This is a genomic window from Pseudomonas sp. NFACC45 (genome assembly GCF_900113505.1).
GTDB lineage: Bacteria > Pseudomonadota > Gammaproteobacteria > Pseudomonadales > Pseudomonadaceae > Aquipseudomonas > Aquipseudomonas tehranensis.
In genome coordinates this window covers 372,536-396,945 of the sequence record NZ_FOPO01000003.1, presented here as the reverse complement: position 1 = coordinate 396,945, position 24,410 = coordinate 372,536, and the positions used below count along the sequence as shown (strand labels likewise).

The 24,410-nt window shown below is 60.5% G+C and carries 21 protein-coding genes; 17 read left to right on the top strand and 4 right to left on the bottom strand.

Annotated features, from left to right (window positions below):
* The first annotated feature begins 92 nt into the window (after positions 1–92).
* The 3 genes from BM132_RS07490 to BM132_RS07480 all read left to right on the top strand — a co-directional run bounded on the left by BM132_RS07490 (position 93) and on the right by BM132_RS07480 (position 2,642).
* A complete protein-coding gene (locus BM132_RS07490) occupies positions 93–683 on the top strand; it encodes a biliverdin-producing heme oxygenase (protein WP_092454319.1) in 591 nt (196 codons plus the stop codon).
* A gap of 135 nt (positions 684–818) precedes the next feature.
* Positions 819–1,262 carry a YbaN family protein gene (locus BM132_RS07485; protein WP_092454317.1) on the top strand — a complete coding sequence of 148 codons (444 nt, stop codon included), beginning with the start codon at positions 819–821 and terminating at the stop codon, positions 1,260–1,262.
* A 33-nt stretch (positions 1,263–1,295) separates the two neighbouring features.
* Positions 1,296–2,642: a CoA transferase gene (locus BM132_RS07480; RefSeq protein ID WP_092454315.1), complete on the top strand. Its 1,347-nt coding sequence runs from the start codon at positions 1,296–1,298 to the stop codon at positions 2,640–2,642.
* A gap of 88 nt (positions 2,643–2,730) precedes the next feature.
* Here BM132_RS07480 and arcD (BM132_RS07475) read toward each other — a convergent pair whose 3' ends face one another.
* The gene (gene arcD, locus BM132_RS07475; RefSeq protein ID WP_092454313.1) at positions 2,731–4,158 is read right to left on the bottom strand and encodes an arginine-ornithine antiporter; all 1,428 of its coding nucleotides are present in this window, start codon (positions 4,156–4,158) and stop codon (positions 2,731–2,733) included.
* Positions 4,159–4,556: 398 nt separating this feature from the next.
* Here arcD (BM132_RS07475) and arcD (BM132_RS07470) point away from each other — a divergent pair, with 398 nt between their 5' ends.
* The 6 genes from arcD (BM132_RS07470) to BM132_RS28435 all read left to right on the top strand — a co-directional run bounded on the left by arcD (BM132_RS07470) (position 4,557) and on the right by BM132_RS28435 (position 10,283).
* Entirely contained in the window at positions 4,557–5,984 is a 1,428-nt protein-coding gene (arcD, locus tag BM132_RS07470) for an arginine-ornithine antiporter (RefSeq protein ID WP_092397037.1), read from the top strand.
* Between the two features lie 33 nt (positions 5,985–6,017).
* On the top strand, positions 6,018–7,274 hold the full coding sequence (arcA, locus tag BM132_RS07465) for an arginine deiminase (protein ID WP_092454310.1): 1,257 nt from the start codon (positions 6,018–6,020) through the stop codon (positions 7,272–7,274).
* A 68-nt stretch (positions 7,275–7,342) separates the two neighbouring features.
* Complete coding sequence (locus BM132_RS07460) at positions 7,343–8,353, top strand: ornithine carbamoyltransferase (RefSeq protein WP_092397033.1); 1,011 nt, start codon at positions 7,343–7,345, stop codon at positions 8,351–8,353.
* Positions 8,354–8,519: 166 nt separating this feature from the next.
* The gene (gene arcC, locus BM132_RS07455) at positions 8,520–9,449 is read left to right on the top strand and encodes a carbamate kinase (protein WP_092454308.1); all 930 of its coding nucleotides are present in this window, start codon (positions 8,520–8,522) and stop codon (positions 9,447–9,449) included.
* A 64-nt stretch (positions 9,450–9,513) separates the two neighbouring features.
* Positions 9,514–9,873 carry a DUF5064 family protein gene (locus BM132_RS07450; protein ID WP_092454306.1) on the top strand — a complete coding sequence of 120 codons (360 nt, stop codon included), beginning with the start codon at positions 9,514–9,516 and terminating at the stop codon, positions 9,871–9,873.
* A gap of 233 nt (positions 9,874–10,106) precedes the next feature.
* Entirely contained in the window at positions 10,107–10,283 is a 177-nt protein-coding gene (locus tag BM132_RS28435; protein WP_177193333.1) for a hypothetical protein, read from the top strand.
* Positions 10,284–10,290: 7 nt separating this feature from the next.
* Here BM132_RS28435 and BM132_RS07440 read toward each other — a convergent pair whose 3' ends face one another.
* The gene (locus BM132_RS07440) at positions 10,291–11,184 is read right to left on the bottom strand and encodes a helix-turn-helix domain-containing protein (protein WP_092454304.1); all 894 of its coding nucleotides are present in this window, start codon (positions 11,182–11,184) and stop codon (positions 10,291–10,293) included.
* A 163-nt stretch (positions 11,185–11,347) separates the two neighbouring features.
* Here BM132_RS07440 and pobA point away from each other — a divergent pair, with 163 nt between their 5' ends.
* Both pobA and BM132_RS07430 read left to right on the top strand, forming a co-directional pair.
* On the top strand, positions 11,348–12,538 hold the full coding sequence (gene pobA / locus BM132_RS07435; protein WP_092454302.1) for a 4-hydroxybenzoate 3-monooxygenase: 1,191 nt from the start codon (positions 11,348–11,350) through the stop codon (positions 12,536–12,538).
* A 51-nt stretch (positions 12,539–12,589) separates the two neighbouring features.
* On the top strand, positions 12,590–14,125 hold the full coding sequence (locus BM132_RS07430) for an MDR family MFS transporter (protein ID WP_092454300.1): 1,536 nt from the start codon (positions 12,590–12,592) through the stop codon (positions 14,123–14,125).
* Positions 14,126–14,319: 194 nt separating this feature from the next.
* Here the strand turns inward: BM132_RS07430 and BM132_RS07425 are convergent, their stop codons facing one another.
* Positions 14,320–15,669 carry a spinster family MFS transporter gene (locus BM132_RS07425; protein ID WP_092454298.1) on the bottom strand — a complete coding sequence of 450 codons (1,350 nt, stop codon included), beginning with the start codon at positions 15,667–15,669 and terminating at the stop codon, positions 14,320–14,322.
* Between the two features lie 364 nt (positions 15,670–16,033).
* Between BM132_RS07425 and BM132_RS07420 the strand changes: the two genes are divergently transcribed.
* Positions 16,034–18,211, top strand: a complete 2,178-nt coding sequence (locus BM132_RS07420; protein WP_092454296.1) for a hypothetical protein — start codon at positions 16,034–16,036, stop codon at positions 18,209–18,211.
* Positions 18,212–18,508: 297 nt separating this feature from the next.
* Here BM132_RS07420 and BM132_RS07415 read toward each other — a convergent pair whose 3' ends face one another.
* Positions 18,509–18,814, bottom strand: a complete 306-nt coding sequence (locus tag BM132_RS07415) for a DUF2288 domain-containing protein (protein WP_092397016.1) — start codon at positions 18,812–18,814, stop codon at positions 18,509–18,511.
* A gap of 340 nt (positions 18,815–19,154) precedes the next feature.
* Here BM132_RS07415 and BM132_RS07410 point away from each other — a divergent pair, with 340 nt between their 5' ends.
* The 5 genes from BM132_RS07410 to BM132_RS07390 all read left to right on the top strand — a co-directional run bounded on the left by BM132_RS07410 (position 19,155) and on the right by BM132_RS07390 (position 24,155).
* Positions 19,155–20,282 (top strand): branched-chain amino acid ABC transporter substrate-binding protein, encoded by a 1,128-nt coding sequence (locus tag BM132_RS07410; RefSeq protein WP_092397014.1) that lies wholly within the window; start codon positions 19,155–19,157, stop codon positions 20,280–20,282.
* A 230-nt stretch (positions 20,283–20,512) separates the two neighbouring features.
* A complete protein-coding gene (gene livH / locus BM132_RS07405; RefSeq protein ID WP_047228386.1) occupies positions 20,513–21,436 on the top strand; it encodes a high-affinity branched-chain amino acid ABC transporter permease LivH in 924 nt (307 codons plus the stop codon).
* Positions 21,433–22,689 (top strand): high-affinity branched-chain amino acid ABC transporter permease LivM, encoded by a 1,257-nt coding sequence (locus tag BM132_RS07400; protein ID WP_092397012.1) that lies wholly within the window; start codon positions 21,433–21,435, stop codon positions 22,687–22,689. Before livH ends, BM132_RS07400 begins: the two co-directional genes overlap by 4 nt.
* Positions 22,686–23,453, top strand: a complete 768-nt coding sequence (livG, locus tag BM132_RS07395) for a high-affinity branched-chain amino acid ABC transporter ATP-binding protein LivG (RefSeq protein ID WP_092454294.1) — start codon at positions 22,686–22,688, stop codon at positions 23,451–23,453. The genes BM132_RS07400 and livG overlap by 4 nt, the downstream gene beginning before the upstream one ends.
* Entirely contained in the window at positions 23,454–24,155 is a 702-nt protein-coding gene (locus BM132_RS07390) for an ABC transporter ATP-binding protein (RefSeq protein WP_092397010.1), read from the top strand. It begins immediately after the preceding gene.
* Positions 24,156–24,410: the final 255 nt, after the last annotated feature.

Below are 24,410 nucleotides of genomic sequence, written 5' to 3'. Positions count from 1 at the left end.
ATGCGATCTTTCAGAAATGGAGGCGCCCGTTCGCGAGCAAGCTTTGCTCCCACAGCCCCTCGCCACCATGTGCTCATTCGAAGGAATTTTTCATGACTACACAACATCCCGTTTTACGTTCCCAACGCCTGAACCAGATCACCCACGAGCCCCATAGCAAGCTCGACGCCCTGGTCAAAGCCCACGCCCCGTTCAAAACCCCGGCCAGCTTCGCCCGGTTCGTCGTCGCCCAATACCTGTTCCAGTCCGAGCTGGTGACGCTGTACAACGACGCGCAACTGACCGCCCTGATTCCCGATCTGCCGCAGCGCTGCCGCGCGGAAGCGGCCAGAGCGGACCTGGCGGACCTGAACACCGACGTGCCCGCACCCGTGGCCGGCGCGGTCAACAATCCGACCCTGGCCGAGGCCTTGGGCTGGCTGTTTGTCTCTGAAGGCTCCAAGCTCGGCGCGGCGTTTTTGATCAAGCGCGCCGTCGGCCTGGGCCTGAGCGAAACCTTCGGCGCCCGTCACTTGGCAGAGCCTGCGGGCGGGCGCGCCGAAGGCTGGAAAACCTTCATCCGCAGCCTCGACAACCTGGCCTTCACTGAACAGCAGGAAGCCGAAGCGGACAAAGGCGCACTGGATGCCTTCAATCGGTTTACGGTGTTGTTGGAACAGGCTTATGCGGCCGAGTTGGCCTGAAGTGTCCGAACTTTCCATTGTGGGAGCGAGCCTGCTCGCGAAGACGCAAGTTCATTCGCTACAGATGTCGTCTGACACACCGCCATCGCGAGCAGGCTCGCTCCCACAGAGGTTGTGCATGACTGAAAAACGCTGATGAGCCGCCCCACGAAACTCGCCCAACTGCTCTTCGGCCTGCTCGCCTACATAAGCCTGGCGATCGGCCTGGTCGCCATAGTCGTGCCCGGCCTGCCAACGACCGAGTTCATTCTGTTGGCCGCCTGGGCCGCGACCCGCAGTTCGCCGCGCCTGAGCGCCTGGCTGGAAAACCACCGGCTGTTCGGGCCGATGCTGCGCAACTGGCGCAACGGCAAAGTCGTCCCTCGCCGGGCCAAGGTTGCGGCCAGCGTCAGCATGCTGCTTTGCGCCGGGCTGATGCTGGTGATGCTCGACCATGGCTGGCCGGTGTATCTGGCCCTGGCCGGCATGGGCCTGGGCAACCTGTGGATCTGGTCGCGCCCAGAGCATATCCATAGCCATTCCCGTGGCGAGGGAGCGTGCTCCCGCTGGGCCGCGAAGCGGCCCCCTACGGATTTTTGATCTATGCTCGCTCTCTGATTTGGAGGGCCTTCGATGACAGATCTGCTCACGTCCATGCAAGCCGCACTCGGCTTACCCACGACACCAATCCCCTTCACCGCCGAGGGCGCTCTGCCCTCGACGTTCGCCGTCACGGAGCTGGCCTGCGCCAGCATCGCCACGGCCGGTCAGGCGACCGCCGAACTCATCCATCAGCAAACCGGCCGCCGGCCGACCCTGGAGGTCGATCGACGGCTGGCCTCGTTCTGGTTCTCCACCTCCCTGCGCCCCATCGGCTGGAGCGTACCGCCGATGTGGGATCCGGTGGCCGGCGACTACCCCACCGCCGACGGTTGGATTCGTCTGCACACCAATGCGCCTCACCATCGCCTCGCCGCCGAAAAGGTCTTGGGCGCGTGCATCGACCGCGCCGACATGGCGACCAAGGTGGCGCGCTGGAACAAAGCCGAACTGGAACACGCGGTGGTCCAGGCCGGTGGTTGTGCCGCCGAAATGCGCGCGTGGCAGGCGTGGCAGATTCATCCCCAGGGCATGGCGGTGAATGCCGAGCCGCTGGTTCATCTGGACGCCACCGCCGCTCAACAACCCAAGCCCTGGCTCGGTAGCGTGGCTCAGCCATTGGCGGGCCTCAAGGTGCTTGACCTGACCCGCGTGCTGGCAGGCCCCATCGCCAGCCGTTTCCTCGCAGGCCTGGGAGCCGAGGTCCTGCGCATCGACCCACCGAGCTGGAACGAGCCCGGCGTGGTGCCGGAGGTCACCCTCGGCAAACGCTGCGCCCGCCTCGACTTGCATCAGCCCGACGACCGCGCTGCGTTTGAGGCGCTGCTCAAAGACACCGATATCCTGCTCCATGGCTACCGCGCCGACGCCCTGGAACGTTTGGGCTACGGAGCCGAACAACGCCAGCGAATAGCGCCTGGCCTGATCGACGTCAGCCTCAACGCCTACGGCTGGAGCGGCCCCTGGCAGAACCGCCGCGGCTTCGACAGCCTGGTGCAGATGAGCAGCGGCATTGCCGAAGCCGGCATGGGCTGGAAACAGACCGACAAACCGACACCGCTGCCGGTGCAGGCGCTGGACCATGGCACCGGATACCTGATGGCCGCCAGCACGATTGTGTTGCTGTCCCGACGGTTGGCAAGCGGCCAGGGCGGCTCGGCACGTTTGTCACTGGCGCGCACGGCGAAGCTGTTGATCGAACGTGGCGCGGGCGCCGGGATTGCGTTGCGAGCCGAGGACGAGAACGATCAGGGACTGCTCGTCGAACAGACACCCTGGGGCCCGGCCCATCGACTGCAGGTGCCCTTGAAAATCACCGGGACGCCGCTGCAATGGACCTCGCCAGCGGCGGAATTGGGCGCGCATCGGGCCCGGTGGTGACGAGCGTCCGTTGTGGCGAGGGGATTTATGTGGGAGCAAGGCTTGCTCCCACAGCCCCCTCAACGCCTTCAAAAAGATGACCTTCGCCTCAAAGCGCCAAAAACCCGCTGTACAACCCATATGCCGCCACGCCCGCCCCTGACATCACACACGCAAAGACGCCCTTTTCCATCGGCGTAAACAACCGCAACCCCTGCTCACGCTTGGCCTGGGCAAACAAAATCACCCCCGGCGCATACAACAGCGCCGACAACAGCAGGTATTTCACCCCACCGGCATACAGCAGCCACACCGCGTAACACAGGGCGACGCCACCAATACACAGGTCTTTCATGCGCCGTGCCGAGGCCTGGCCGTAGGTTTCTCCCCGTGCGCACAGCAGCACCGCATAGGCCGCCGACCACAGATACGGCACCAGAATCATCGACGAGGCAAGATAGATCAGGCTGGTATAGGTGCCTGCGGAAAACAGGGTGATCAACAAAAACAGCTGGATCATGCCATTGGTCAGCCACAGCGCGTTGACCGGCGCATGGTTGGCGTTTTCCTTGGTCAGAAACGCCGGCATGGTCTTGTCCCGGGCGGTGGCATAGAGGATTTCTGCGCACAGCAGCGCCCAGGACAGCAGCGCACCGAGCAATGACACCACCAGGCCCAGACTGATCAGCACGGCGCCCCAGGGCCCGACAATGTGTTCCAGTACACCGGCCAGGGACGGGTTCTGCAGCTTGGCCAGTTCCGGTTGGGCCATGATCCCCAGAGACAGCACGTTGACCAGCACCAGCAGTGCCAGAACCCCGAGGAACCCGATCACCGTCGCCCGCCCCACGTCCGCGCGCTTTTGCGCCCGCGCCGAGTACACGCTGGCGCCTTCGATGCCGATAAACACGAACACGGTGACCAGCATCATGTGCCGTACCTGGTCCATCACGCTGCCCAGATCCGGATTCATGACGCCCCAGATATCGCGGGTGAAAATCTCGGCCTCGAACGCCACGCCAGCGATGACGACGAACATCAACAGCGGCACGACCTTGGCCACGGTGGTCACCAGGTTGATGAACGCCGCCTCCTTGATCCCCCGCAGCACCAGGAAATGCACCGCCCACAGCAGCAACGAGGCACACGCGATAGCCACCGGGGTATTGCCCTGGCCGAACACCGGAAAAAAATACCCCAAGGTGCTGAACAGCAACACGAAGTAACCCACATTGCCCAGCCAGGCGCTGATCCAGTAGCCCCAGGCCGACGAAAACCCCATGTAGTCACCAAACCCCGCCTTGGCGTAGGCGTAAACGCCCGAGTCCAGCTCCGGTTTTCGATTGGCCAGGGTCTGGAACACGAAGGCCAGGGTCAACATGCCAACAGCGGTGATGCCCCAACCGATCAGCACCGCCCCCACATCGGCGCGGGCGGCCATGTTTTGTGGCAGGGAAAAAATCCCGCCGCCGATCATCGACCCCACCACCAGCGCGATGAGCGCGCCAAGTCGCAGTTTTTCAACCGGTTGCGGCATTTTCTGGCTCACCTTTGAATTAAGTAACTAAAGCGACATAACGTTTTTAAATAACGTCATCTGTTTAAAGTCCATGGGCTTATTACGCGACCCTGGCCCAAGACACAAATAAAAAAGACAGGGCAGCCGATTATTTTTGTCATGAAAGCCGCCTACAAAATAGTTGCGCCGACGCAGAATTCAACTAGCGTGAAGTGTCCTACGGGGCATGAATCCTGCCTATTTCCCCACCTCAGAGGCTTGAAACGAGCCTTTCATAGAACTTCGCAACGACAACGGACGCTATCAACTCCTTTATTAACAATGGAATGTCGTCATGCACTGATCCAGATCAGCTCGAGAAACTTTAAAGCGACTTAGGCTTTGCTAACTCTCTTCTCCTGCATTGGAGTCATACAATGTCTGATACCCCCGCAAAACTTCGATTGGGTGCGCTTGTCGCGCTGGTGGTCGGCTCGATGATTGGCGGGGGAATCTTTTCCTTGCCACAAAACATGGCCGCCAGTGCCGATGTCGGTGCCGTGCTGATCGGTTGGGCGATAACCGCCGTCGGCATGCTGACCCTGGCTTTCGTATTCCAGACCCTGGCCAACCGCAAACCTGATCTGGACGGCGGTGTGTATGCCTACGCCAAGGCCGGGTTCGGCGACTACATGGGCTTCTCGTCGGCCTGGGGCTACTGGATCAGCGCCTGGCTGGGCAACGTCGGTTACTTCGTCCTGTTGTTCAGCACCTTGGGGTATTTCTTCCCGATCTTCGGCGAAGGCAATACCGTCGCGGCGGTGATCGGTGCATCAGTGCTGCTGTGGGCCGTGCATTTCCTGGTCCTGCGGGGCATCAGGGAAGCGGCGTTCATCAACCTGGTGACCACCATCGCCAAGGTGGTGCCGCTGCTGCTGTTCGTGCTGATCGCGGTGTTCGCCTTCAGGCTCGATATCTTCACCGCCGACATCTGGGGCCTGAAGAACCCGGACCTGGGCAGCGTGATGGATCAAGTGCGCAACATGATGCTGGTCACCGTATGGGTGTTCATTGGCATTGAAGGGGCAAGCATCTTTTCCGCCCGTGCCGAGAAACGCACGGATGTCGGCAAGGCCACGGTGATCGGTTTCATCACCGTGCTGCTGTTTCTGGTGCTGGTGAACGTGCTGTCCCTGGGCATCATGACCCAACCGGAACTGGCCAAGTTGCAGAATCCGTCCATGGCTGCGGTGCTCGAGCATGTGGTGGGTCACTGGGGCGCGGTGCTGATCAGCGTCGGTCTGATCATCTCGCTGCTCGGTGCCCTGCTGTCCTGGGTACTGCTGTGCGCCGAGATCATGTTTGCCGCTGCCAAAGACCACACCATGCCGGAGTTCTTGCGCCGCGAAAACGTGAATCACGTACCCGCCAACGCCCTGTGGCTGACCAACGCGATGGTCCAGCTGTTCCTGGTCATCACCCTGTTCTCGGCCAGCACTTACCTGTCACTGATATACCTCGCCACCTCGATGATCCTGGTGCCGTACCTGTGGTCGGCGGCTTATGCGGTGCTGCTGGCGGTGCGCGGCGAGACCTACGAAGGCTTCGCGGCCGAGCGGCGCAAGGACCTGATCATCGGCGCCATCGCCCTGATCTATGCAGTGTGGCTGCTGTATGCCGGCGGGATCAAATACCTGCTGCTGTCCGCCCTGCTCTATGCCCCCGGCGCGATCCTGTTCGCCAAGGCCAAGCGCGAGTTGGGCAAACCGGTTTTCACCTCCGTCGAGAAGCTGATTTTCGCCGCAGTGATCGCAGGCGCCCTGGTGGCCGCCTACGGGCTCTACGACGGCTTCCTGACCTTGTAACTGACTGATTGTTTTATCTGGAGGATCTTTGTAATGACCACGGAAAAAGTGAAGTACGGCGTTCATTCCGAAGCCGGTAAGCTGCGCAAAGTCATGGTGTGTTCCCCTGGCCTGGCCCATCAGCGGCTGACCCCGAACAACTGCGACGAACTGCTGTTCGACGATGTCCTGTGGGTCAACCAGGCCAAGCGCGACCATTTCGATTTCGTCACCAAAATGCGCGAGCGCGGCGTCGATGTGCTGGAAATGCACAACCTGTTGACCGATATCGTTGCCATTCCCGAAGCCCTGGACTGGATCCTGCAACGCAAGATCACCCCCAACTCGGTCGGCATTGGCCTGGTGCATGAAGTCGATTCCTGGCTGCGCAGCCTGGAGCCGCGCAAGATCGCCGAATTCCTGATCGGTGGCGTCTCGGCCGATGATCTGCCGGACAGTTTCGGTGGCAAGACCATCCAGATGTTCCGCGACTTCCTCGGTCACTCCAGCTTCATCCTGCCGCCATTGCCCAACACTCAATTCACCCGCGACACCACCTGCTGGATCTACGGTGGCGTCACTTTGAACCCGATGTATTGGCCGGCGCGACGCCAGGAAACCCTGCTGGCCAGCGCCATTTATAAGTTCCACCCTGAATTCACCCAGGCCGACTTCCAGGTCTGGTACGGCGACCCCGACCAGGATCACGGCAACGCTACGCTGGAAGGCGGCGACGTGATGCCGATTGGCAACGGCGTGGTACTGATCGGCATGGGCGAGCGTTCGTCGCGCCAGGCCATCGGCCAACTGGCGCTGAATCTGTTCAAGCACAAGGCCGTGGAACGCGTGATCGTCGCCGGCTTGCCCAAGTCCCGCGCCGCCATGCACCTGGACACCGTGTTCAGTTTCTGCGACCGCGACCTGGTGACGATCTTCCCGGAAGTGGTGAGCCAGATCGTCGCCTTCTCCCTGCGCCCTGACGAGAGCAAACCCGGCGGCATCGACATTCGTCGCGAAGAAACCAACTTCCTCGACACCGTGGCCAAGGCCCTGAACCTCAAAGCGCTGCGCGTGGTGGAAACCGGCGGCAACAGCTTCGCCGCCGAACGCGAGCAATGGGATGACGGCAACAACGTCGTGGCCCTGGAACCGGGCGTGGTGATCGGTTACGACCGCAATACCTATACCAACACCCTGCTGCGCAAGGCCGGCGTGGAAGTCATCACCATCAGCGCCAGCGAGCTGGGCCGAGGCCGTGGCGGCGGCCATTGCATGACCTGCCCGATCATTCGCGACCCGATCGACTACTGACCTTTGAGCCTGGGTTGGTGTTTATCCAACGCCGCCCAGGGGATAACCCCCACCTGAGGAGATCCATCATGGCTTTCAACATGCACAACCGCAGCCTGCTGAGTTTGATGCACCACACCAACCGCGAGCTGCATTATCTGCTGGACCTGTCACGGGACCTCAAGCGTGCCAAATACACCGGCACCGAGCGGCCACACCTCAAGGGCAAGAACATCGCGCTGATCTTCGAGAAAACCTCGACCCGCACCCGCTGTGCCTTCGAAGTCGCGGCCCATGACCAGGGCGCCCACGTTACCTACATCGATCCCGTCTCTTCGCAGATCGGCCACAAAGAGAGCATGAAAGACACCGCCCGGGTACTGGGACGGATGTTCGACGCCATCGAATATCGCGGCTTCGAACAGGAGATCGTCGAGGAACTGGCCAAGTTCGCCGGCGTGCCGGTGTTCAACGGCCTGACCGCTGAATTCCACCCCACCCAAATGATCGCCGACACCCTGACCATGCGCGAACACAGCGATAAGCCGCTGCATGACATCAGCTACGCCTACCTGGGCGACGCCCGCTACAACATGGGCAACTCGCTGCTGATGATCGGCGCCAAACTGGGCATGGACGTGCGCATCGGCGCTCCCAAAGCCCTCTGGCCGCAACAGGACTTCATCGACCAGTGCCAGGCCTTCGCCGCTGAAAGCGGCGCACGCATCACCATCACCGAAGACCCCAAGGAAGCCGTCAAGGGCGTGGACTTCATCCACACCGACATCTGGGTGTCCATGGGCGAGCCGGTCGAGGCATGGGACGAGCGCATCGAACAACTGCTGCCCTATCAGGTCAACGCGCAAATGATGAAAGCCTCGGGCAACCCCCGGGTGAAATTCATGCATTGTCTTCCCGCTTTCCATAACAGCGAAACCAAGGTCGGCAAAGACATCGCCGCGCGCTATCCGAACCTGGCCAACGGTGTGGAAGTGACCGAAGAAGTGTTCGAATCCCCGGCCAACATCGCCTTCGAGCAAGCGGAAAACCGCATGCACACCATCAAGGCGATCCTGGTGTCGGCGCTGGCGGATATCTGACACCGGCCGCCCCCAGCTGAAGTGTTTTTCACTGTGGGAGCGAGCCTGCTCGCGATAGCGGAGTATCAGCTTGCATTGATGTTGGATGTGCTGCCGTCATCGCGAGCAGGCTCGCTCCCACAAGGGGACCGAGTCGTCCATTATTTCTCTGTCAGAGGACAGCACCATGCGCATCGTCGTAGCCCTTGGCGGGAACGCCCTCCTGCGTCGGGGTGAACCCATGACCGCCGACAACCAACGCAGCAACATCCGCACCGCGACCGAACAGATCGCCAAGATCCACCCTGGCAACGAGCTGGTCATCGCCCACGGCAATGGCCCCCAGGTCGGCCTGCTGTCGCTGCAGGCCGCGGCCTACACCTCGGTCACGCCGTATCCGCTGGATGTGCTCGGCGCCGAGACCGAGGGCATGATCGGCTACATCATCGAACAGGAGCTGGGCAACCTGCTGGACTTCGAAGTGCCGTTCGCAACGCTGTTGACCCAGGTCGAAGTGGACGCCAACGACCCGGGGTTCCAGAACCCCACCAAACCCATTGGCCCGGTCTACACAAAGGCTGAGGCAGAAAAACTCGCGGCCGAAAAAGGTTGGGCGATCGCCCCGGACGGGGACAAGTTCCGCCGCGTGGTCGCCAGCCCGCGGCCCAAGCGCATCTTCGAAATCCGCCCGATCAAGTGGCTGCTGGAAAAGGGCAGCATCGTGATCTGCGCCGGCGGTGGCGGCATCCCGACGATGTACGACGCCGACGGTAAGCTCCAGGGCGTGGAAGCGGTGATCGACAAAGACTTGTGCTCGGCGCTGCTGGCCGAACAGCTGGAAAGCGATCTGCTGGTGATCGCCACGGACGTCAACGCCGCGTTCGTCGACTTCGGCAAGCCGACCCAGAAAGCCATTGCCCAGGCTCACCCCGATGAAATGGACAGGCTGGGCTTTGCCGCCGGCTCGATGGGGCCGAAAGTCCAGGCCGCCTGCGAATTTGCCCGCAACACTGGCAAGGTCGCGGTGATTGGATCACTCTCAGACATTGAGGCCATCGTCCAGGGCACCGCCGGTACGCGCATCAGCACGGCAACACCCGGCATCGCCTATCGATAACAGGAAACTTGCGGGGCGGATCCAGGGTCTGCCCTACACCCACGCCTTCGAAGGAGAGTCGCTTATGGCCATGTTCGAACCCGGTCACCTGCATATGGAGCGCCACGCGCTGAACAAGGATGATTTCAGCTACAACCTGTGTATCGACTATGAGCTGGCGCAGGACCCCAAGGAGGGCCAGGGCATGTCGTTCCGGTTGCACGGCACGGTCGAGGATAAATCCGTGGACGAAACTTTTTTCCTGGCCAAGGACCAGGCCTTCGACTTCGCCCGCCATGCCACGCGCATCGCTCAGACACACGGCATGCCCAAGAGCGCCAGCATTGGCTCGATGCACGAGTACTACGACAAAATGTTCGAAGACGTGCGCAAGCAACTGGACGTTAAGCCAGGCGACCCGATGAAGCCTGAGCATCTGGAATAACCCGCCCTGACGGTTACCCCATCCTCTTGTGGGAGCGGGCTTGCTCGCGAAGGTGGTCTGTCAGTCAACATCAATGTCGCCTGTGATCCCGCCTTCGCGAGCAAGCCCGCTCCCACAGGGTTATCAGTGTTCTGAATATCGGGTTAAACACGCTCACTGCCTGGCTGGCAACCCGCCATGGCTGACCTATGCTGAAAGTAGTACCCAAGGGTATTCGTTCAGAGGTCACCGCCATGAACATCAAAACAAGAAGACGCCTCGCCATTTTTGTCACCTGCACCGTCACGCTGGCGCTCTATGGCACGGCGGCCTATCGGGTCGAACAGGCCAGACAACTGCCCCGTGAACACGCCAGTTGCAACCTGGAGCGCTGCATTCCCCATAGCGCGACCCTGAACGCTTTGCGCTGAGGCGTGTTCAGTCGTCCTGCTGATCGGTCTTGAGCCGGTCACGGAATGCCTTGGGAGAGATGCCAACCCGTCGGCGAAACAACCGGGTGAAATTGGTCGGGTCAGAAAAACCGAGCATTTCGGAAATCTCGTAGATCGTCATGCCGGTGTAGGTCAGCAGCCGCTTGGCTTCCAGTAGCTGGCGCTCATGCATGATCTGCAGAGCCGGCTGCCCCGCCAATTCCCGACAGGTGCCGTTGAGGTGCGACACGGAGATGCCCAGACGATGGGCCAGGTCTTCGACCTTGACATGCTGGCGATAGGTTTCTTCCACCAACTGAATGAACCCGTTGAGGTACTCCCGCGCGCGTTGTGGGCGCTGGGCCTGCGTGCGCCGCTGCATCACCTGACGACTGACCCAGACCATGATCACGCTAACCAAGGCATGCATCAGCATTTCCCGGGCCGGCTGATGCCCACCGTATTCAGCCTGCAGGGCGCTGAACAGGCTATTGAGGTATTCGGCATCTTCCAGGGCCGGGTAGCTTTCAGCCTGGGCCAGCACGTTGACCGAATGACCCAGCTGCGATTGCAGATGCGTGACCAGCGGTGCCGCCAGAGTCACCACGTAACCGTCCACATCCTCGGAAAAACGAAAGCCATGCACCGACAATGGCGGCAGGATCTGCACCGCCGGCTCGTCGAGCCGTGTGCGCTGGCCTTCGATTTCCAACTCCGCCTGGCCCTTGAAGACAAACAACAACTGACAGAGATCGGCATGCCGATGGGGTTTGATTTCCCATTGGTGCTCTCGGCTGCGCTTGGAGATGGTTTCACAGTGCAGCAGGTCCGGAGTCGGCCAATCCTGGCTTTCGCCGTAGAGCTTGAATACCGGGATTGAAGGCAGGTCTGTTTTTTTCATCACGAGGATCGGCCTGGGTTGCGGGCGATAATCGCACCGATTGGTAGAAAGTACAGGTATCGGCTCAGTTTTCCCCTTCAATTGACAGGTCCGCAAGCGAAAAATGCAAGCACCCCAATCAACACCGACCCTGGTCGTGTGCTTCGTGCGAGCCATAACAACAATGAAAACCCTCAAGACCCAAGTTGCCATTATCGGTGCCGGCCCCTCTGGGCTGCTGCTCGGCCAATTGCTGCACAACGCTGGAATTGACACGGTGATCCTCGAACGCCAGACCCCAGACTATGTGCTGAGCCGCATCCGCGCCGGTGTGCTGGAGCAAGGCATGGCCCAATTGCTGCGCCAGGCCGGCGTCGGCCAGCGCATGGACGCCGAGGGGCTGCCCCATGACGGCTTTGAGCTGGCGCTCAACGGTCGGCGGGTGCACATCGATCTAAAGGGCCTGACTGGCGGTAAAAACGTCATGATCTATGGCCAGACCGAAGTCACCCGCGACCTGATGGCCGCCCGGGAGGCCGCCGGCGCCCGCACGCTTTATCAAGTCGGCAATGCCCAGCCCCACGACATGCAGACCGACAGCCCCTTCGTAACCTTCGAGCACCAAGGGCAAACCTGGCGCCTGGACTGCGATTACATTGCCGGTTGCGACGGTTTCCATGGTGCGGCGCGCCAGTCAATCCCGGCGGAAAAACTCAAGGTCTTCGAGCGGGTCTACCCGTTTGGCTGGCTCGGCATCCTGGCCGACACCCCACCGGTTCACGAGGAGTTGGTCTACGCCCGCCACGAACGTGGTTTTGCCCTGTGCAGCATGCGCTCCAAGACTCGCACCCGTTATTACCTGCAAGTGCCTGCCGAGGAGCAAGTGGCCGATTGGCCGGACGAGCGCTTCTGGTCTGAACTGAAAAACCGCCTGCCAGCCGACCTGGCCCAGGCACTGGTGACAGGTCCCTCCATCGAGAAAAGCATCGCGCCGCTGCGCAGCTTCGTGGTCGAGCCGATGCAGTATGGACGGATGTTCCTGGTCGGTGACGCGGCCCACATCGTTCCGCCCACCGGCGCCAAGGGGCTGAACCTGGCCGCCAGCGACGTCAGCACGCTGTTCAACATTCTGCTCAAGGTCTATCGCGACGGCCGTACCGACTTGCTGGAAAAGTATTCGGCCATTTGCCTGCGACGGGTGTGGAAAGCCGAGCGCTTCTCCTGGTGGATGACCTCCATGCTGCACCGCTTCGACGACGACGCCTTCAACCAGCGCATCAGCGAAGCGGAGCTGGAATATTTCGTCGACTCCGAGGCGGGTCGAAAAACCATCGCGGAAAACTACGTCGGACTTCCTTATGAGGCTATCGAATAGCCGGCTATCGACTTAAACTGCGGGCTCAGTCCTCTTCGCCAACCAGGCGTGATGCCCGCAGGTTCTGCCTTGACTCAAGCCCATACCTCCCAAGCCCCACAGCCTGCCATTCGTAGTGTGCTGGTGGCCCTGATGCTGGCGATTTTTCTCGGCGCACTGGACCAGACCATCGTCGCCGTCTCGATGCCGGCCATTTCCGCCCAGTTGGGTGATGTCGGGCTGCTGGCCTGGGTGATTTCCGGCTACATGGTCGCCATGACCGTGGCGGTGCCGATCTACGGCAAGCTCGGTGACCTCTACGGTCGGCGGCCGTTGATGCTGTTCGGCATGGGGCTGTTCACCCTGGCCTCACTGTTCTGTGGGCTGGCGCAAAACATGGAGCAACTGGTGCTGGCGCGCATATTCCAGGGCATCGGCGCCGGCGGGATGATTTCCGTGAGCCAGGCGATCATCGGCGACATCATCCCGCCACGCGAGCGGGGTCGCTACCAAGGGTACTTCAGCAGCATGTACGCGGTGGCCAGCGTGGCCGGGCCGGTGCTCGGTGGCTACATGACCGAATACTTGTCGTGGCGCTGGGTGTTCTGGATCAACCTGCCGCTGGGCCTCACGGCCTGGTGGGTGGCCCGCCGCACCCTGGTGGGGCTACCAGTGCCGCAACGCACGCCGATCATCGATTACCTGGGCACCGTGTTGTTGATCATTGGCCTGACTGCGTTGCTGCTGGGGATCACCGAGGTCGGCCAGGGCCATGCCTGGCACAGCCGTGAAGTGCTGGGATTACTGGGTTGCGCAGGGATAGCCCTGGGGGTGTTCGTCTGGTACGAGCGTCGGGCGCGGGAACCGTTGCTGCCGATGCACCTGTTCGCCAACCGCAGCGCGGTGCTGTGCTGGTGCACGGTGTTTTTCACCAGCTTCCAGGCGATTTCCCTGACGGTCCTGGTGCCGTTGCGCTTCCAGAGCGTGACCGGCGCCGGTGCCGACAGCGCGGCGTTGCACCTGTTGCCGTTGGCGATGGGGCTGCCCATGGGTGCGTATTTTGCCGGACGCCGTACCTCGATCACCGGCCATTACCAACCGATGATCCTCTGCGGCGCCCTGCTCTTCCCGTTCGCCATCCTCGGCATGGCCTTCACCCCGCCCGACGCGTTCTGGCTCAGTAGCCTGTTCATGCTGCTCAGCGGCATCGCTTCCGGCATGCAGTTCCCGACTTCGCTGGTGGGGTCGCAAAATTCGGTGCAACAGCAGGACATCGGGGTCGCCACCAGCACCACCAACCTGTTCCGCTCCCTCGGCGGCGCCGTGGGCGTGGCGCTGATGTCGGCGTTGCTGCTGGCCTTGCTGCAGGATTCAAGCTTTGCGCAGCTTGCCGGATCGTCGCTGCTCGGCGAGGGGCATAGCGGCAATGTCTTGCTGGACGGTCTGAACGCCGCCCCGGGCGAGGCGCAGGAGGTCTTGCGCCAGGCATTGCAGGCAACATTCCGGCATTTGCTGTTGATCAGCGCGGCGGTGTCGTTGCTGGGGCTGGCGGCCGCGGTGGCGATGCCCAATCGCTTGCTGCGTGGGCGGGATGAGAAGGTTCGCTAGGCACAATTTCGCTGCCATGCACAAACCTGTGGCGAGGGGATTTATCCCCGTTGGGCTGTGGAACAGCCCCAAGGCAGTCGACTCAGTCTTTATGAGAATCAGAGGCGTCAGTTTTGGGGGCGCTTCGCGCCCCAACGGGGATAAATCCCCTCGCCACAAAAGCAGGCTCATCACCAGAGCTGAGTCTGGTGCTATCAAGCCGTCGCCGCGACACCCTCCGGCACCACCTGCGCACTCATCCCATCCTTCATCCGCTTGGCATCGCGTACAAAACAGCGCGACGCCAGGAACAGGAACACCATGGTCAGGAACAGCGCCACCGGGATCAGGAACATCGCGTCATGCAAACCAATGGCCTTGAACGCCTCGGTCATTTGCGCGGCGCCGGCCGCGGCCATGGCCGCATGGGCAAAGTAGTCAGACAAACCACCCACCACCACCGGCCCCATGCCTCCACCCAACAGATACAACCCGGCAAAGAACAACGCCATCGCCGTGGCCCGCAGACGCGGTTCGACGACATCCTGGATTGCCGTGTACACGCACGTATAAAAGGTATAGGCAAACAGCCAGCCGACACTGAACACCGCGACGAACACACCAATTTCAATCCGCCCGGCATACAACGCCCACGCGGTGGTGGCCGTGGAGATCACCAGGCTGAACGCGGCGAACAGCAGGCGTCCGTTGGGCACCCGTTGGTGAATCTTGTCGGCAATCCAGCCGCCCAGGGTCAACCCGAACAGCCCGGTCACGCCCACCATGATCCCGGTGGCAACCGCCGCGTCGTGCAGCGGCATCAGGAAGTAGCGCTGCAACATCGGCACCAGGAACGAGTTGCAGGCATAGGTGGCGAAGTTGAAACACAGCCCCGCCAACACCAGCCACAGAAAAGTAGGAATCGCCAGCACCCGACGGATCGGCCTGTCGATTTTTTCCTGGGAGATCTGCACCGTTTCCGCCGCGCCGCGCTTGGGTTCCTTGATGAAAAACATGAACACCGCCAGCACCAGCCCCGGCACCGCCGCGATAAAGAACGGCGCGCGCCAGCTGTCGAAGGCTTTGACCATCGCCCCGATGGTGAAGAACGCCAGGAGCAGACCGATCGGCAGGCCCAGCATGAAAATGCCCATGGCCCGCGCCCGACGGTGGGCCGGAAACAGGTCGCCGATCAGCGAGTTGGCCGCTGGCGCGTAACTGGCTTCACCGATCCCCACGCCCATGCGCACCACCAGAAACGCCCAGAAACTGCCCACCAAGCCATTGACCGCCGTCAGCCCGCTCCAGGTCGCCAGCCCCCAACCCATCAACTTGCTGCGCGAACCGGTATCGGCCAGGCGCCCCAGTGGCAGCCCGGCGATGGCATAGACGATGGTAAAGGCGGTGCCGATGATGCCGATCTGGAAGTCGCTGAGGCTCCACTCCATACGGATCGGTTCGATGATGATCGCCGGAATGGTGCGATCAAAGAAGTTGAACAGGTTGGCCAGGAACAGCAGGAACAGAATGCGCCAGGCATTCGCCGCTTGGGTCGAGTTCTGCATGGGTCCGTCTCTTTATTGTTATGGGGCACGGCGAGGCATCCGAACCCGGAGTCTGCAATCTAGACAGCGGCGCCCAGGCTGTCTCCAATCATTCGCATGGCTGATATACGACCATGGCAAGCGTCGTGTTTCGTGACTACGGTCAATTTCCCGGAAACATTGCCATCATTTTGCCTTTTCTCGATTAAAGATCATCCCGCGATGGCCGATTCAACCTATCAGGAAAAGATTTTCCCGAGCGCTGCTCAGGCTGCCCCCCTGAACGCTTGGGCCGACCTTCGCGTCGTCAAGGACGCGAGCTCCCATCCGCGACGGTCCGATGACAGTGGTCATCGAACCGACCAGTTCAGGCATATGGCGCACAATGACCTCTAAAAAAACAGCCACTGCAGTATCCGATCTTACGCTGAGCCCGGCCGCAAACGGCCCTGAAACCTCGAAACCATCGAGCAGCTCGCGTCCCCTGGCGACTCAGCAGTATCTGTATTTCACCGAAACCAATACCGACCGCATCCTCGACAACCTCGACGGCCTGCGTGACAGCGTGTTCCCGCGCCCGCCGCACCTGGTGGACGACGAAAGCGAACGCGATCAGCAGGAGTTCCCGTCCGTATGCCTGATCGGCCTGGGTCGCTGTGGCTCCAACATCGCCCTGGACGTAGCCGAGCTGGTGTACAACGCCCGCAAGTTCTACCTCAACGAGTTCAACACAGAGGACAAAGGCTATAACGACAAGGGCTACAGCCCGGCGCAGTGGATCCGTAACAATTTGCGCCTGGGCACCAGCAAAGCCAGCAAGCCGGTGTTTCTAGTCGAACCCCTGGTGATGCTCGGCGACCTGGACAAGGACATCGCCGGACGCATCCGTTTTTCGCGCAAAGGCGAAAAAAGCGGCTTTTTGCGTGACTACAGCAAAATGAAAATCATGGACCTGTCAGAAGTCCATGCCGGGGGCGCCGGTAACGCACCGATCCTGGGGCAGTACCTGGCCAAGATCATCCTGAACAAGGATACCCAGCGGTTCTCCAGCCCCGACTGGAAAATGATCCACTCGTACCTGATCGACAGCTGCGGCATCAAGGCCAACCAGTCGCGCCTGTACTTTTCGATCTTCAGTGCCGGCGGCGGGACCGGCTCGGGCATGGCCTCGGAGTTCGGCCTGGCCCAGCAGTACTCGTACATGAACAAGACGTTCGACACCAAGCCAATGGACGAACACGACAGCAAGAGCGGCCATTCCTTCGTCTTCGAGCCGATCTTCACCAGCGGCATTTGCGTACTGCCGAACATTTCCGATCACCGCAGCGAAATGTCCGAGGCGCTGCACATCAACGCCGGACGCCTGCTGTGCAAGTACCTGTCGGAAGAGTGGGATTTCTCGTACAACTTCGCCAACGAAGACAGCAGCGAAGCCAGCGTGATGGGCCGCATCCGCCCCTGGAACGCGATGATGCTGATCTCCAACGACATCATGCGCTACGCCGAAGAGAGCGATGACGGCAACATCCAGAACATCGATGTCAATGCCATGGAGAAGCACGCCAACCAGTACATCTCCCAGCAGATCTTCAACATCCTGACCGCCCAGGCGGTGACCACCGACTACGACCAGAACTACTTCCGTCGCGCCGGCATCGACATTGGCGAAACCATTCGCCTGGACGCCAACGACCTGTTCATGAGCCTGGCCGGCCCGGTGGCGATCGCCTACGCCGAGTCCGTGGTCCCGGAAACCCCAGCGCCCAGCGGCGACAAGTTCAAGGTGTTCGAGAAGGAGCCGCCGCGCCTGAACATCGACGACCTGTTCTTCCGCTCCATCGACCTGCCGCACTTCAACAAAGTCACCCAGGCCATCGAAGGCATCAGCCTGTTGCCGATCGAATCCAAACGCTACCGCGCCTCGCTGGAGCAGTACAAGAACTCCGGCTACGACGCCGCCGCCCTGCATGACCTGCACTTTTTCAAGAACTGCTCGTCGGTGGTGTCGATCGTCTCGCTGCCCAAGGACTACAAGCTGTCCTACATGGACCTGAACCGGCTCAAGACCCACCTCAACAGCCTGTTCCCCAACACCACCCTCAAGCGTTACGCGCTGGTGATCGGTGCCTCGGCCAACCTGTCGCTGACCACCCTGATCGCCAAGAGTCCTTGCCTGTCGGATGACTTCCTGACCCTGATCGTGGCGTTTATCAAACGCTGCTTTGCCCGCACCCCGTACCGCTTCGACGACACCCTGGACAACTCGATCCTGGACTTCATCATCAATGAAGACTTCGACGAAGAGCGCATCGACGATCTGCTCAACGAGTTCGAAAACCCGGCGAAGATCCTCGACACCAACTGGTACGCGATCAAGCCGATGTACGAGAAGAAATACCGCGAGCTGATCAGCGACAAAGACAAGTTTGTCTCGATCAACGACATCCGCCTGTCCCGCGACTGCGTGAAGAAGTCGATCAAGTATTTGCGTGAGATCTACCGTCACCGCATTGGCAAGACCAAGGTTATTTCTTTGAATAACCATACGGGCAAGAGTTATTGAGGCAGGCGCAGGACCGCGTCGCGCCAATCGCGAGCAGGCTCGCTCCCACATTAATCGCATTCTTTCTGAAGAAACGCGGTTCACTGTGGGAGCGAGCCTGCTCGCGATTGGCGGCCTTGACCAAAACACAAAATCAACATTCAGAAACAATTAAGCAGCCCAAAGGCCGCCCAATAAACTGTTCCCGTTACGTATACGTCACCCTCCGCTGTGGCGTTTCACCACGGCAGGATGCCATCACGCTACTCACCTACACACTTTTACCCGGAGAAAATACGAACCAACTTGGTGCGATCATTAAATCGACGCCCTTTCCTGGATCATAATCCACGGTGAAACCACCACCGCCCATAGCTGCGGATCGCGTTCGAAAAAGTCCAGAGCCCGCGTTTCAGACAGCTTGGCCAGTTGGTCGGCAGCCAGCCAGGCGGCGACTTTGGTACCTTCGTCCTGGGCAACGGCCTCGGCCGCGGCGATCAGATCCAGGGCCGGGTCGACCCACAATAGGGCACCCTTGGCGAAGAACGGCTCCAGCTCTTTCCAGGTAATAGGTGCGGTTTCACCAAGCAGTTTGGCATAGAGGGTGCTAGGTTCTTGATTCATGGGACCTGTCCGGAAAAGAAATCGGCGCGAATGATAACGTCGGTGGTCTGGCAGAAAAACCCGGTAGCAATTTGCAGCACCGATTGAAAAGCGCAGGAAAGCCAAGGATTGCCGATTTCACCGGACAAACCCCGCCGCCATTCTGTCTTTTTCTTTCAATTAAGCGACACCCTCAGGTTTTGCCCCCAAGCGCCAGCTTCCCTTGCCAACAATCGGCGCTCTACACTGTACCGGTACAGTTGCCGGGGGCATTTTCCGCGAGGATATCCAAGATATCTGACCCGGTTCTGCTGCTACGGCGCCAGGACTATAAAAATTACAACAGCATGAGTGGAGCACTATGACTAAGGCTACTAAGCAGATTTCCAAACTGTTTGCCGCTATGGTTCTGGCCGGGGTTGCCAGCCATTCGTTCGCCGCCGACACCATCAAGATCGGTATCGCCGGCCCAAAAACCGGCCCCGTAGCCCAATACGGCGACATGCAATTCAGTGGCTCCAAAATGGCCATCGAGCAGATCAACGCCAAGGGCGGCGTCAATGGCAAGCAACTGGTCGCCGTTGAATACGATGACGCCTGTGATCCAAAACAAGCGGTCGCTGTGGCGAACAAAGTCGTCAACGACGGCGTCAAGTTCGTGGTCGGCCACCTGTGCTCCAGCTCCACCCAACCGGCTTCGGACATCTACGAAGACGAAGGCGTGATCATGATCACGCCGGCCGCTACCAGCCCGGACATCACCGCTCGCGGCTACAAGATGATCTTCCGCACCATCGGCCTGGACAGCGCCCAGGGCCCTGCCGCCGGCAACTACATTGCCGACCACGTCAAGCCGAAAGTCGTTGCGGTCCTGCACGACAAGCAGCAATACGGCGAAGGTATCGCCAGTGCCGTGAAAACGACCCTCGAGAAGAAAGGCGTGAAAGTCGCCGTGTTCGAAGGCGTGAACGCCGGCGACAAAGACTTCTCCTCGATGATCGCCAAGCTCAAGCAAGCCAACGTCGACTTCGTCTACTACGGCGGCTACCACCCGGAGCTGGGTCTGATCCTGCGTCAATCGCAGGAAAAAGGCCTGAACGCCAAGTTCATGGGCCCGGAAGGCGTGGGTAACGACTCGATCTCGCAGATCGCCAAGGAAGCTTCCGAAGGCCTGCTGGTGACCCTGCCGAAATCCTTCGACCAGGATCCGGCCAACATCGCCCTGGCTGACGCGTTCAAAGCCAAGAAGGAAGACCCGAGCGGTCCGTTCGTGTTCCCGTCCTACTCGGCCGTTCAAGTGATTGCCCAGGCCATCACCGAAGCCAAGAGCGAAGACCCGGAAAAAGTGGCTGAAGCCATCCACGCCGGTACTTTCAAGACCCCGACCGGTGACCTGAGCTTTGACGACAAGGGCGACCTGAAGGACTTCAAGTTTGTGGTTTACCAGTGGCATTTCGGCAAACCTAAAACCGAAGCTTCGCCTCAGTAAGGCCTGGCCTGACTGACTGCCAATAAAGCCCACGGCGTGCCGTGGGCTTTGTTTTAAATGTATTGGGCCGCGCTGGCGTGATCCGCCAGTCTCCCCACCTGAAAATCTCAAAACCGTCATCAGCGGTTCGCTGGCAAACCTCGTGCTCGAAGTGGATGCAGATCCACGGGGCCCGGGCGGGAAAATGACTCCACCAGTGAAATGCGTATCAGGTTTTTAGGAGCGCTGTAATGCCTGACATCTATCACTTCTTCCAGCAGCTGGTTAACGGTCTGACCGTTGGCAGCACGTATGCCCTGATCGCCATCGGCTATACGATGGTTTACGGCATCATTGGAATGATCAACTTCGCCCACGGCGAGGTGTACATGATCGGCTCCTACGTGGCGTTCATCGCCATCGCCGGGCTGGCCATGATGGGACTCGACAGTGTCCCGCTGTTGATGACCGCAGCTTTCATCGCGAGCATCGTGGTGACCAGTTCCTATGGTTACAGCATCGAACGGATCGCCTATCGCCCCTTGCGCGGCAGCAACCGTCTGATCCCGCTGATTTCGGCCATCGGCATGTCGATCTTCCTGCAGAACACCGTTCTGCTTTCGCAAGACTCCAAGGACAAATCCATTCCCAACCTGATTCCGGGTAACTTTACCTTCGGGCCAGGGGGGGCACAGGAAGTGCTGATTTCCTACATGCAAATCGTGGTGTTCGTGGTGACCCTGGTCGCCATGCTCGGCCTGACGCTGTTCATCTCCCGTTCCCGTCTGGGCCGCGCCTGCCGCGCCTGTGCCGAGGACATCAAGATGGCCAACCTGCTGGGCATCAACACCAACAACATCATTGCCCTGACCTTCGTCATCGGCGCGGCCCTGGCGGCCATCGCCGCCGTGCTGTTGAGCATGCAATACGGTGTGATCAACCCCAACGCCGGTTTCCTCGTGGGCCTGAAGGCCTTCACCGCCGCGGTACTGGGCGGCATCGGCAGCATCCCCGGAGCCATGCTCGGCGGGCTGGTGCTGGGCGTGGCGGAAGCCTTTGGCGCCGACATCTTCGGCGATCAATACAAGGACGTCGTGGCGTTCGGCTTGTTGGTTCTGGTGCTGTTGTTCCGGCCGACCGGCATCCTGGGCCGTCCGGAGGTTGAGAAGGTATGACTAAACATCTTAAATCGGCGCTCTTCAGCGCACTGTTGGTCTGGGCGGTCGCGTACCCGGTACTCGGCCTGAAACTGACCATCGTCGGCATCGACCTTGAAGTGCACGGCACCAGCCCGGCCATCCTGGCGACCATCGCCGTGTGTTCGGTGCTGATGTTCCTGCGGGTGCTGTTCAGCACGCAGATCAGCGCCGCCTGGAAGGCATCGCCCGGCCTGCCGATAGTCCCGGCCAAGGCCAGTAACTTCCTGACCCTGCCGACGACCCAGCGCTGGATCATCCTGGCCCTGATCGTCGTAGCACTGGTCTGGCCGTTTTTCGGCTCTCGCGGTGCGGTGGACATCGCCACCCTGATCCTGATCTACGTGATGCTGGGCCTGGGCCTGAACATCGTGGTAGGGCTGGCTGGGTTGCTGGACCTGGGTTACGTCGGCTTCTATGCCGTCGGCGCCTACAGCTACGCGCTGCTGTCCCACTACTTCGGCTTGAGCTTCTGGATCTGCCTGCCCATCGCCGGGATGATGGCCGCCACCTTCGGTTTCCTGCTGGGTTTCCCGGTGCTGCGCTTGCGCGGTGACTACCTGGCAATCGTGACCCTGGGTTTCGGCGAGATCATCCGTCTGTTCCTGCGCAACCTGACCGACATCACCGGCGGTCCGAACGGCATCAGCAACATCGAGAAGCCGACGTTCTTCGGCCTGACCTTCGAACGCAAAGCCGCTGAAGGCCTGCAGACCTTCCACGAGTACTTCGGACTGCCCTACAACTCGATCAACAAGGTGATTTTCCTCTACCTGGTGGCGCTGTTGCTGGCCCTGGCTGCGCTGTTCGTCATCAACCGCCTGCTGCGCATGCCTATCGGGCGCGCGTGGGAAGCGCTGCGTGAAGACGAAATCGCCTGCCGTGCCCTGGGTCTGAACCCGACCGTGATCAAGCTTTCGGCCTTCACCCTCGGTGCCGCCTTCGCCGGTTTTGCCGGTAGCTTCTTTGCTGCCCGTCAGGGTCTGGTGACGCCGGAATCCTTCACCTTCATCGAGTCGGCGATCATCCTCGCCATCGTGGTGCTGGGGGGGATGGGCTCGCAGCTGGGTGTGATCCTGGCGGCGATCGTGATGATCCTGTTGCCTGAAATGATGCGTGAATTCAGCGAATACCGCATGTTGATGTTCGGCGCCTTGATGGTGCTGATGATGATCTGGCGTCCTCAAGGTCTGCTGCCTATGCAACGCCCACACATGGAGCTGCGCAAATGAGCCGCGAGATCCTCAAGGTTGAAAATCTGAGCATGCGCTTCGGCGGCTTGCTGGCGGTCAACGGCGTGGCCCTGACCGTGAAAGAGAAACAGGTCGTTGCACTGATCGGGCCGAACGGCGCGGGCAAGACCACCGTGTTCAACTGCCTGACCGGCTTCTATCAGCCTACCGGCGGCACCATCCTGCTGGACGGCGAGCCGATCCAGGGCCTGCCTGGTCACCACATCGCCCGCAAGGGTGTGGTGCGCACCTTCCAGAACGTGCGGCTGTTCAAGGACATGACGGCGGTCGAGAACCTCTTGATCGCCCAGCACCGTCACCTGAACACCAACTTCTTTGCCGGCCTGTTCAAGACCCCGGCGTTCCGCAAGAGCGAACGCGAGGCCATGGAGTTCGCCGAGTATTGGCTGGAGAAGGTCAACCTCAAGGAGTTCGCCAACCGTACCGCCGGAACCCTGGCCTATGGTCAGCAACGGCGCCTGGAAATCGTCCGCTGCATGATGACCCGTCCGCGGATCCTCATGCTCGACGAACCGGCCGCCGGCCTGAACCCGAAGGAAACCGAAGACCTCAAAGCGCTGATCGGCGTGCTGCGCGAGGAGCACGATGTCACCGTGTTGCTGATCGAGCACGACATGAAGCTGGTCATGAGCATTTCCGACCATATCGTCGTGATCAATCAGGGCACACCGCTGGCCGACGGTTCGCCGGAACAGATCCGCGACAATCCTGAAGTGATCAAAGCCTACCTGGGGGAAGCGTAAATGCTGCAGTTCGAAAACGTTTCCACCTTCTACGGCAAGATCCAGGCCCTGCACAGCGTCAACGTTGAAGTCCGCCAGGGCGAAATCGTGACGCTGATCGGTGCCAACGGTGCCGGCAAATCCACCCTGCTGATGACGCTCTGCGGTTCGCCCCAGGCCCACAGCGGCAGCATCCGCTACATGGGTGAGGAACTGGTGGGCCAGGACTCTTCGCAGATCATGCGCAAGAGCATCGCCGTGGTGCCGGAGGGCCGTCGGGTATTTGCCCGGCTGACCGTGGAAGAAAACCTCGCCATGGGCGGTTTTTTCACCGACAAGGGCGACTTTCAGGAGCAAATGGACAAGGTGCTGCACCTTTTCCCACGCCTCAAAGAACGCTTTAGTCAGCGTGGCGGCACCATGTCCGGTGGCGAACAGCAAATGCTCGCCATCGGTCGTGCGCTGATGAGCAAGCCCAAGCTGCTGCTGCTCGACGAACCTTCCCTGGGCCTGGCGCCGATCATCATCCAGCAGATCTTCGACATCATCGAACAACTGCGCAAGGATGGTGTGACGGTATTCCTGGTGGAGCAGAACGCCAACCAGGCGCTGAAAATCGCTGACCGGGCGTACGTGCTGGAGAACGGCCGGGTGGTGATGCAAGGCACTGGCGAAGCGCTGCTGACCGACCCGAAAGTACGCGAGGCGTACCTGGGCGGTTGAGCCTGTCGCAATGAAAAAACGGCCTTCGGGCCGTTTTTTTTTGTAGGAGCTGTCGAGTGAAACGAGGCTGCTATCTTTCCCAGAACTTTTGAGTCCCAAGCGAAAGATCAAAAGATCGCAGGCTTCGCCAGCTCCTACAGATCTCAGCGGGAGCAAGCTCCCTCGCCACAGGTTTGGGGATAACCAAAAAAAATCTACAGCCGCTGTAACACTTTCCCACCTACCCTCTCTAGTTCAGCAGACCGGCGCTAACGC

Excerpts from the sequence above, each read along its gene's own strand:
- BM132_RS07490 (WP_092454319.1), top strand. The coding sequence starts at position 93 with ATGACTACACAACATCCCGTTTTACGTTCCCAACGCCTGAACCAGATC.
- BM132_RS07485 (WP_092454317.1), top strand. The coding sequence starts at position 819 with ATGAGCCGCCCCACGAAACTCGCCCAACTGCTCTTCGGCCTGCTCGCC.
- BM132_RS07480 (WP_092454315.1), top strand. The coding sequence starts at position 1,296 with ATGACAGATCTGCTCACGTCCATGCAAGCCGCACTCGGCTTACCCACG.
- arcD (WP_092454313.1), bottom strand. The coding sequence starts at position 4,158 with ATGCCGCAACCGGTTGAAAAACTGCGACTTGGCGCGCTCATCGCGCTG.
- arcD (WP_092397037.1), top strand. The coding sequence starts at position 4,557 with ATGTCTGATACCCCCGCAAAACTTCGATTGGGTGCGCTTGTCGCGCTG.
- arcA (WP_092454310.1), top strand. The coding sequence starts at position 6,018 with ATGACCACGGAAAAAGTGAAGTACGGCGTTCATTCCGAAGCCGGTAAG.
- BM132_RS07460 (WP_092397033.1), top strand. The coding sequence starts at position 7,343 with ATGGCTTTCAACATGCACAACCGCAGCCTGCTGAGTTTGATGCACCAC.
- arcC (WP_092454308.1), top strand. The coding sequence starts at position 8,520 with ATGCGCATCGTCGTAGCCCTTGGCGGGAACGCCCTCCTGCGTCGGGGT.
- BM132_RS07450 (WP_092454306.1), top strand. The coding sequence starts at position 9,514 with ATGGCCATGTTCGAACCCGGTCACCTGCATATGGAGCGCCACGCGCTG.
- BM132_RS28435 (WP_177193333.1), top strand. The coding sequence starts at position 10,107 with ATGAACATCAAAACAAGAAGACGCCTCGCCATTTTTGTCACCTGCACC.
- BM132_RS07440 (WP_092454304.1), bottom strand. The coding sequence starts at position 11,184 with ATGAAAAAAACAGACCTGCCTTCAATCCCGGTATTCAAGCTCTACGGC.
- pobA (WP_092454302.1), top strand. The coding sequence starts at position 11,348 with ATGAAAACCCTCAAGACCCAAGTTGCCATTATCGGTGCCGGCCCCTCT.
- BM132_RS07430 (WP_092454300.1), top strand. The coding sequence starts at position 12,590 with ATGCCCGCAGGTTCTGCCTTGACTCAAGCCCATACCTCCCAAGCCCCA.
- BM132_RS07425 (WP_092454298.1), bottom strand. The coding sequence starts at position 15,669 with ATGCAGAACTCGACCCAAGCGGCGAATGCCTGGCGCATTCTGTTCCTG.
- BM132_RS07420 (WP_092454296.1), top strand. The coding sequence starts at position 16,034 with ATGACCTCTAAAAAAACAGCCACTGCAGTATCCGATCTTACGCTGAGC.
- BM132_RS07415 (WP_092397016.1), bottom strand. The coding sequence starts at position 18,814 with ATGAATCAAGAACCTAGCACCCTCTATGCCAAACTGCTTGGTGAAACC.
- BM132_RS07410 (WP_092397014.1), top strand. The coding sequence starts at position 19,155 with ATGACTAAGGCTACTAAGCAGATTTCCAAACTGTTTGCCGCTATGGTT.
- livH (WP_047228386.1), top strand. The coding sequence starts at position 20,513 with ATGCCTGACATCTATCACTTCTTCCAGCAGCTGGTTAACGGTCTGACC.
- BM132_RS07400 (WP_092397012.1), top strand. The coding sequence starts at position 21,433 with ATGACTAAACATCTTAAATCGGCGCTCTTCAGCGCACTGTTGGTCTGG.
- livG (WP_092454294.1), top strand. The coding sequence starts at position 22,686 with ATGAGCCGCGAGATCCTCAAGGTTGAAAATCTGAGCATGCGCTTCGGC.
- BM132_RS07390 (WP_092397010.1), top strand. The coding sequence starts at position 23,454 with ATGCTGCAGTTCGAAAACGTTTCCACCTTCTACGGCAAGATCCAGGCC.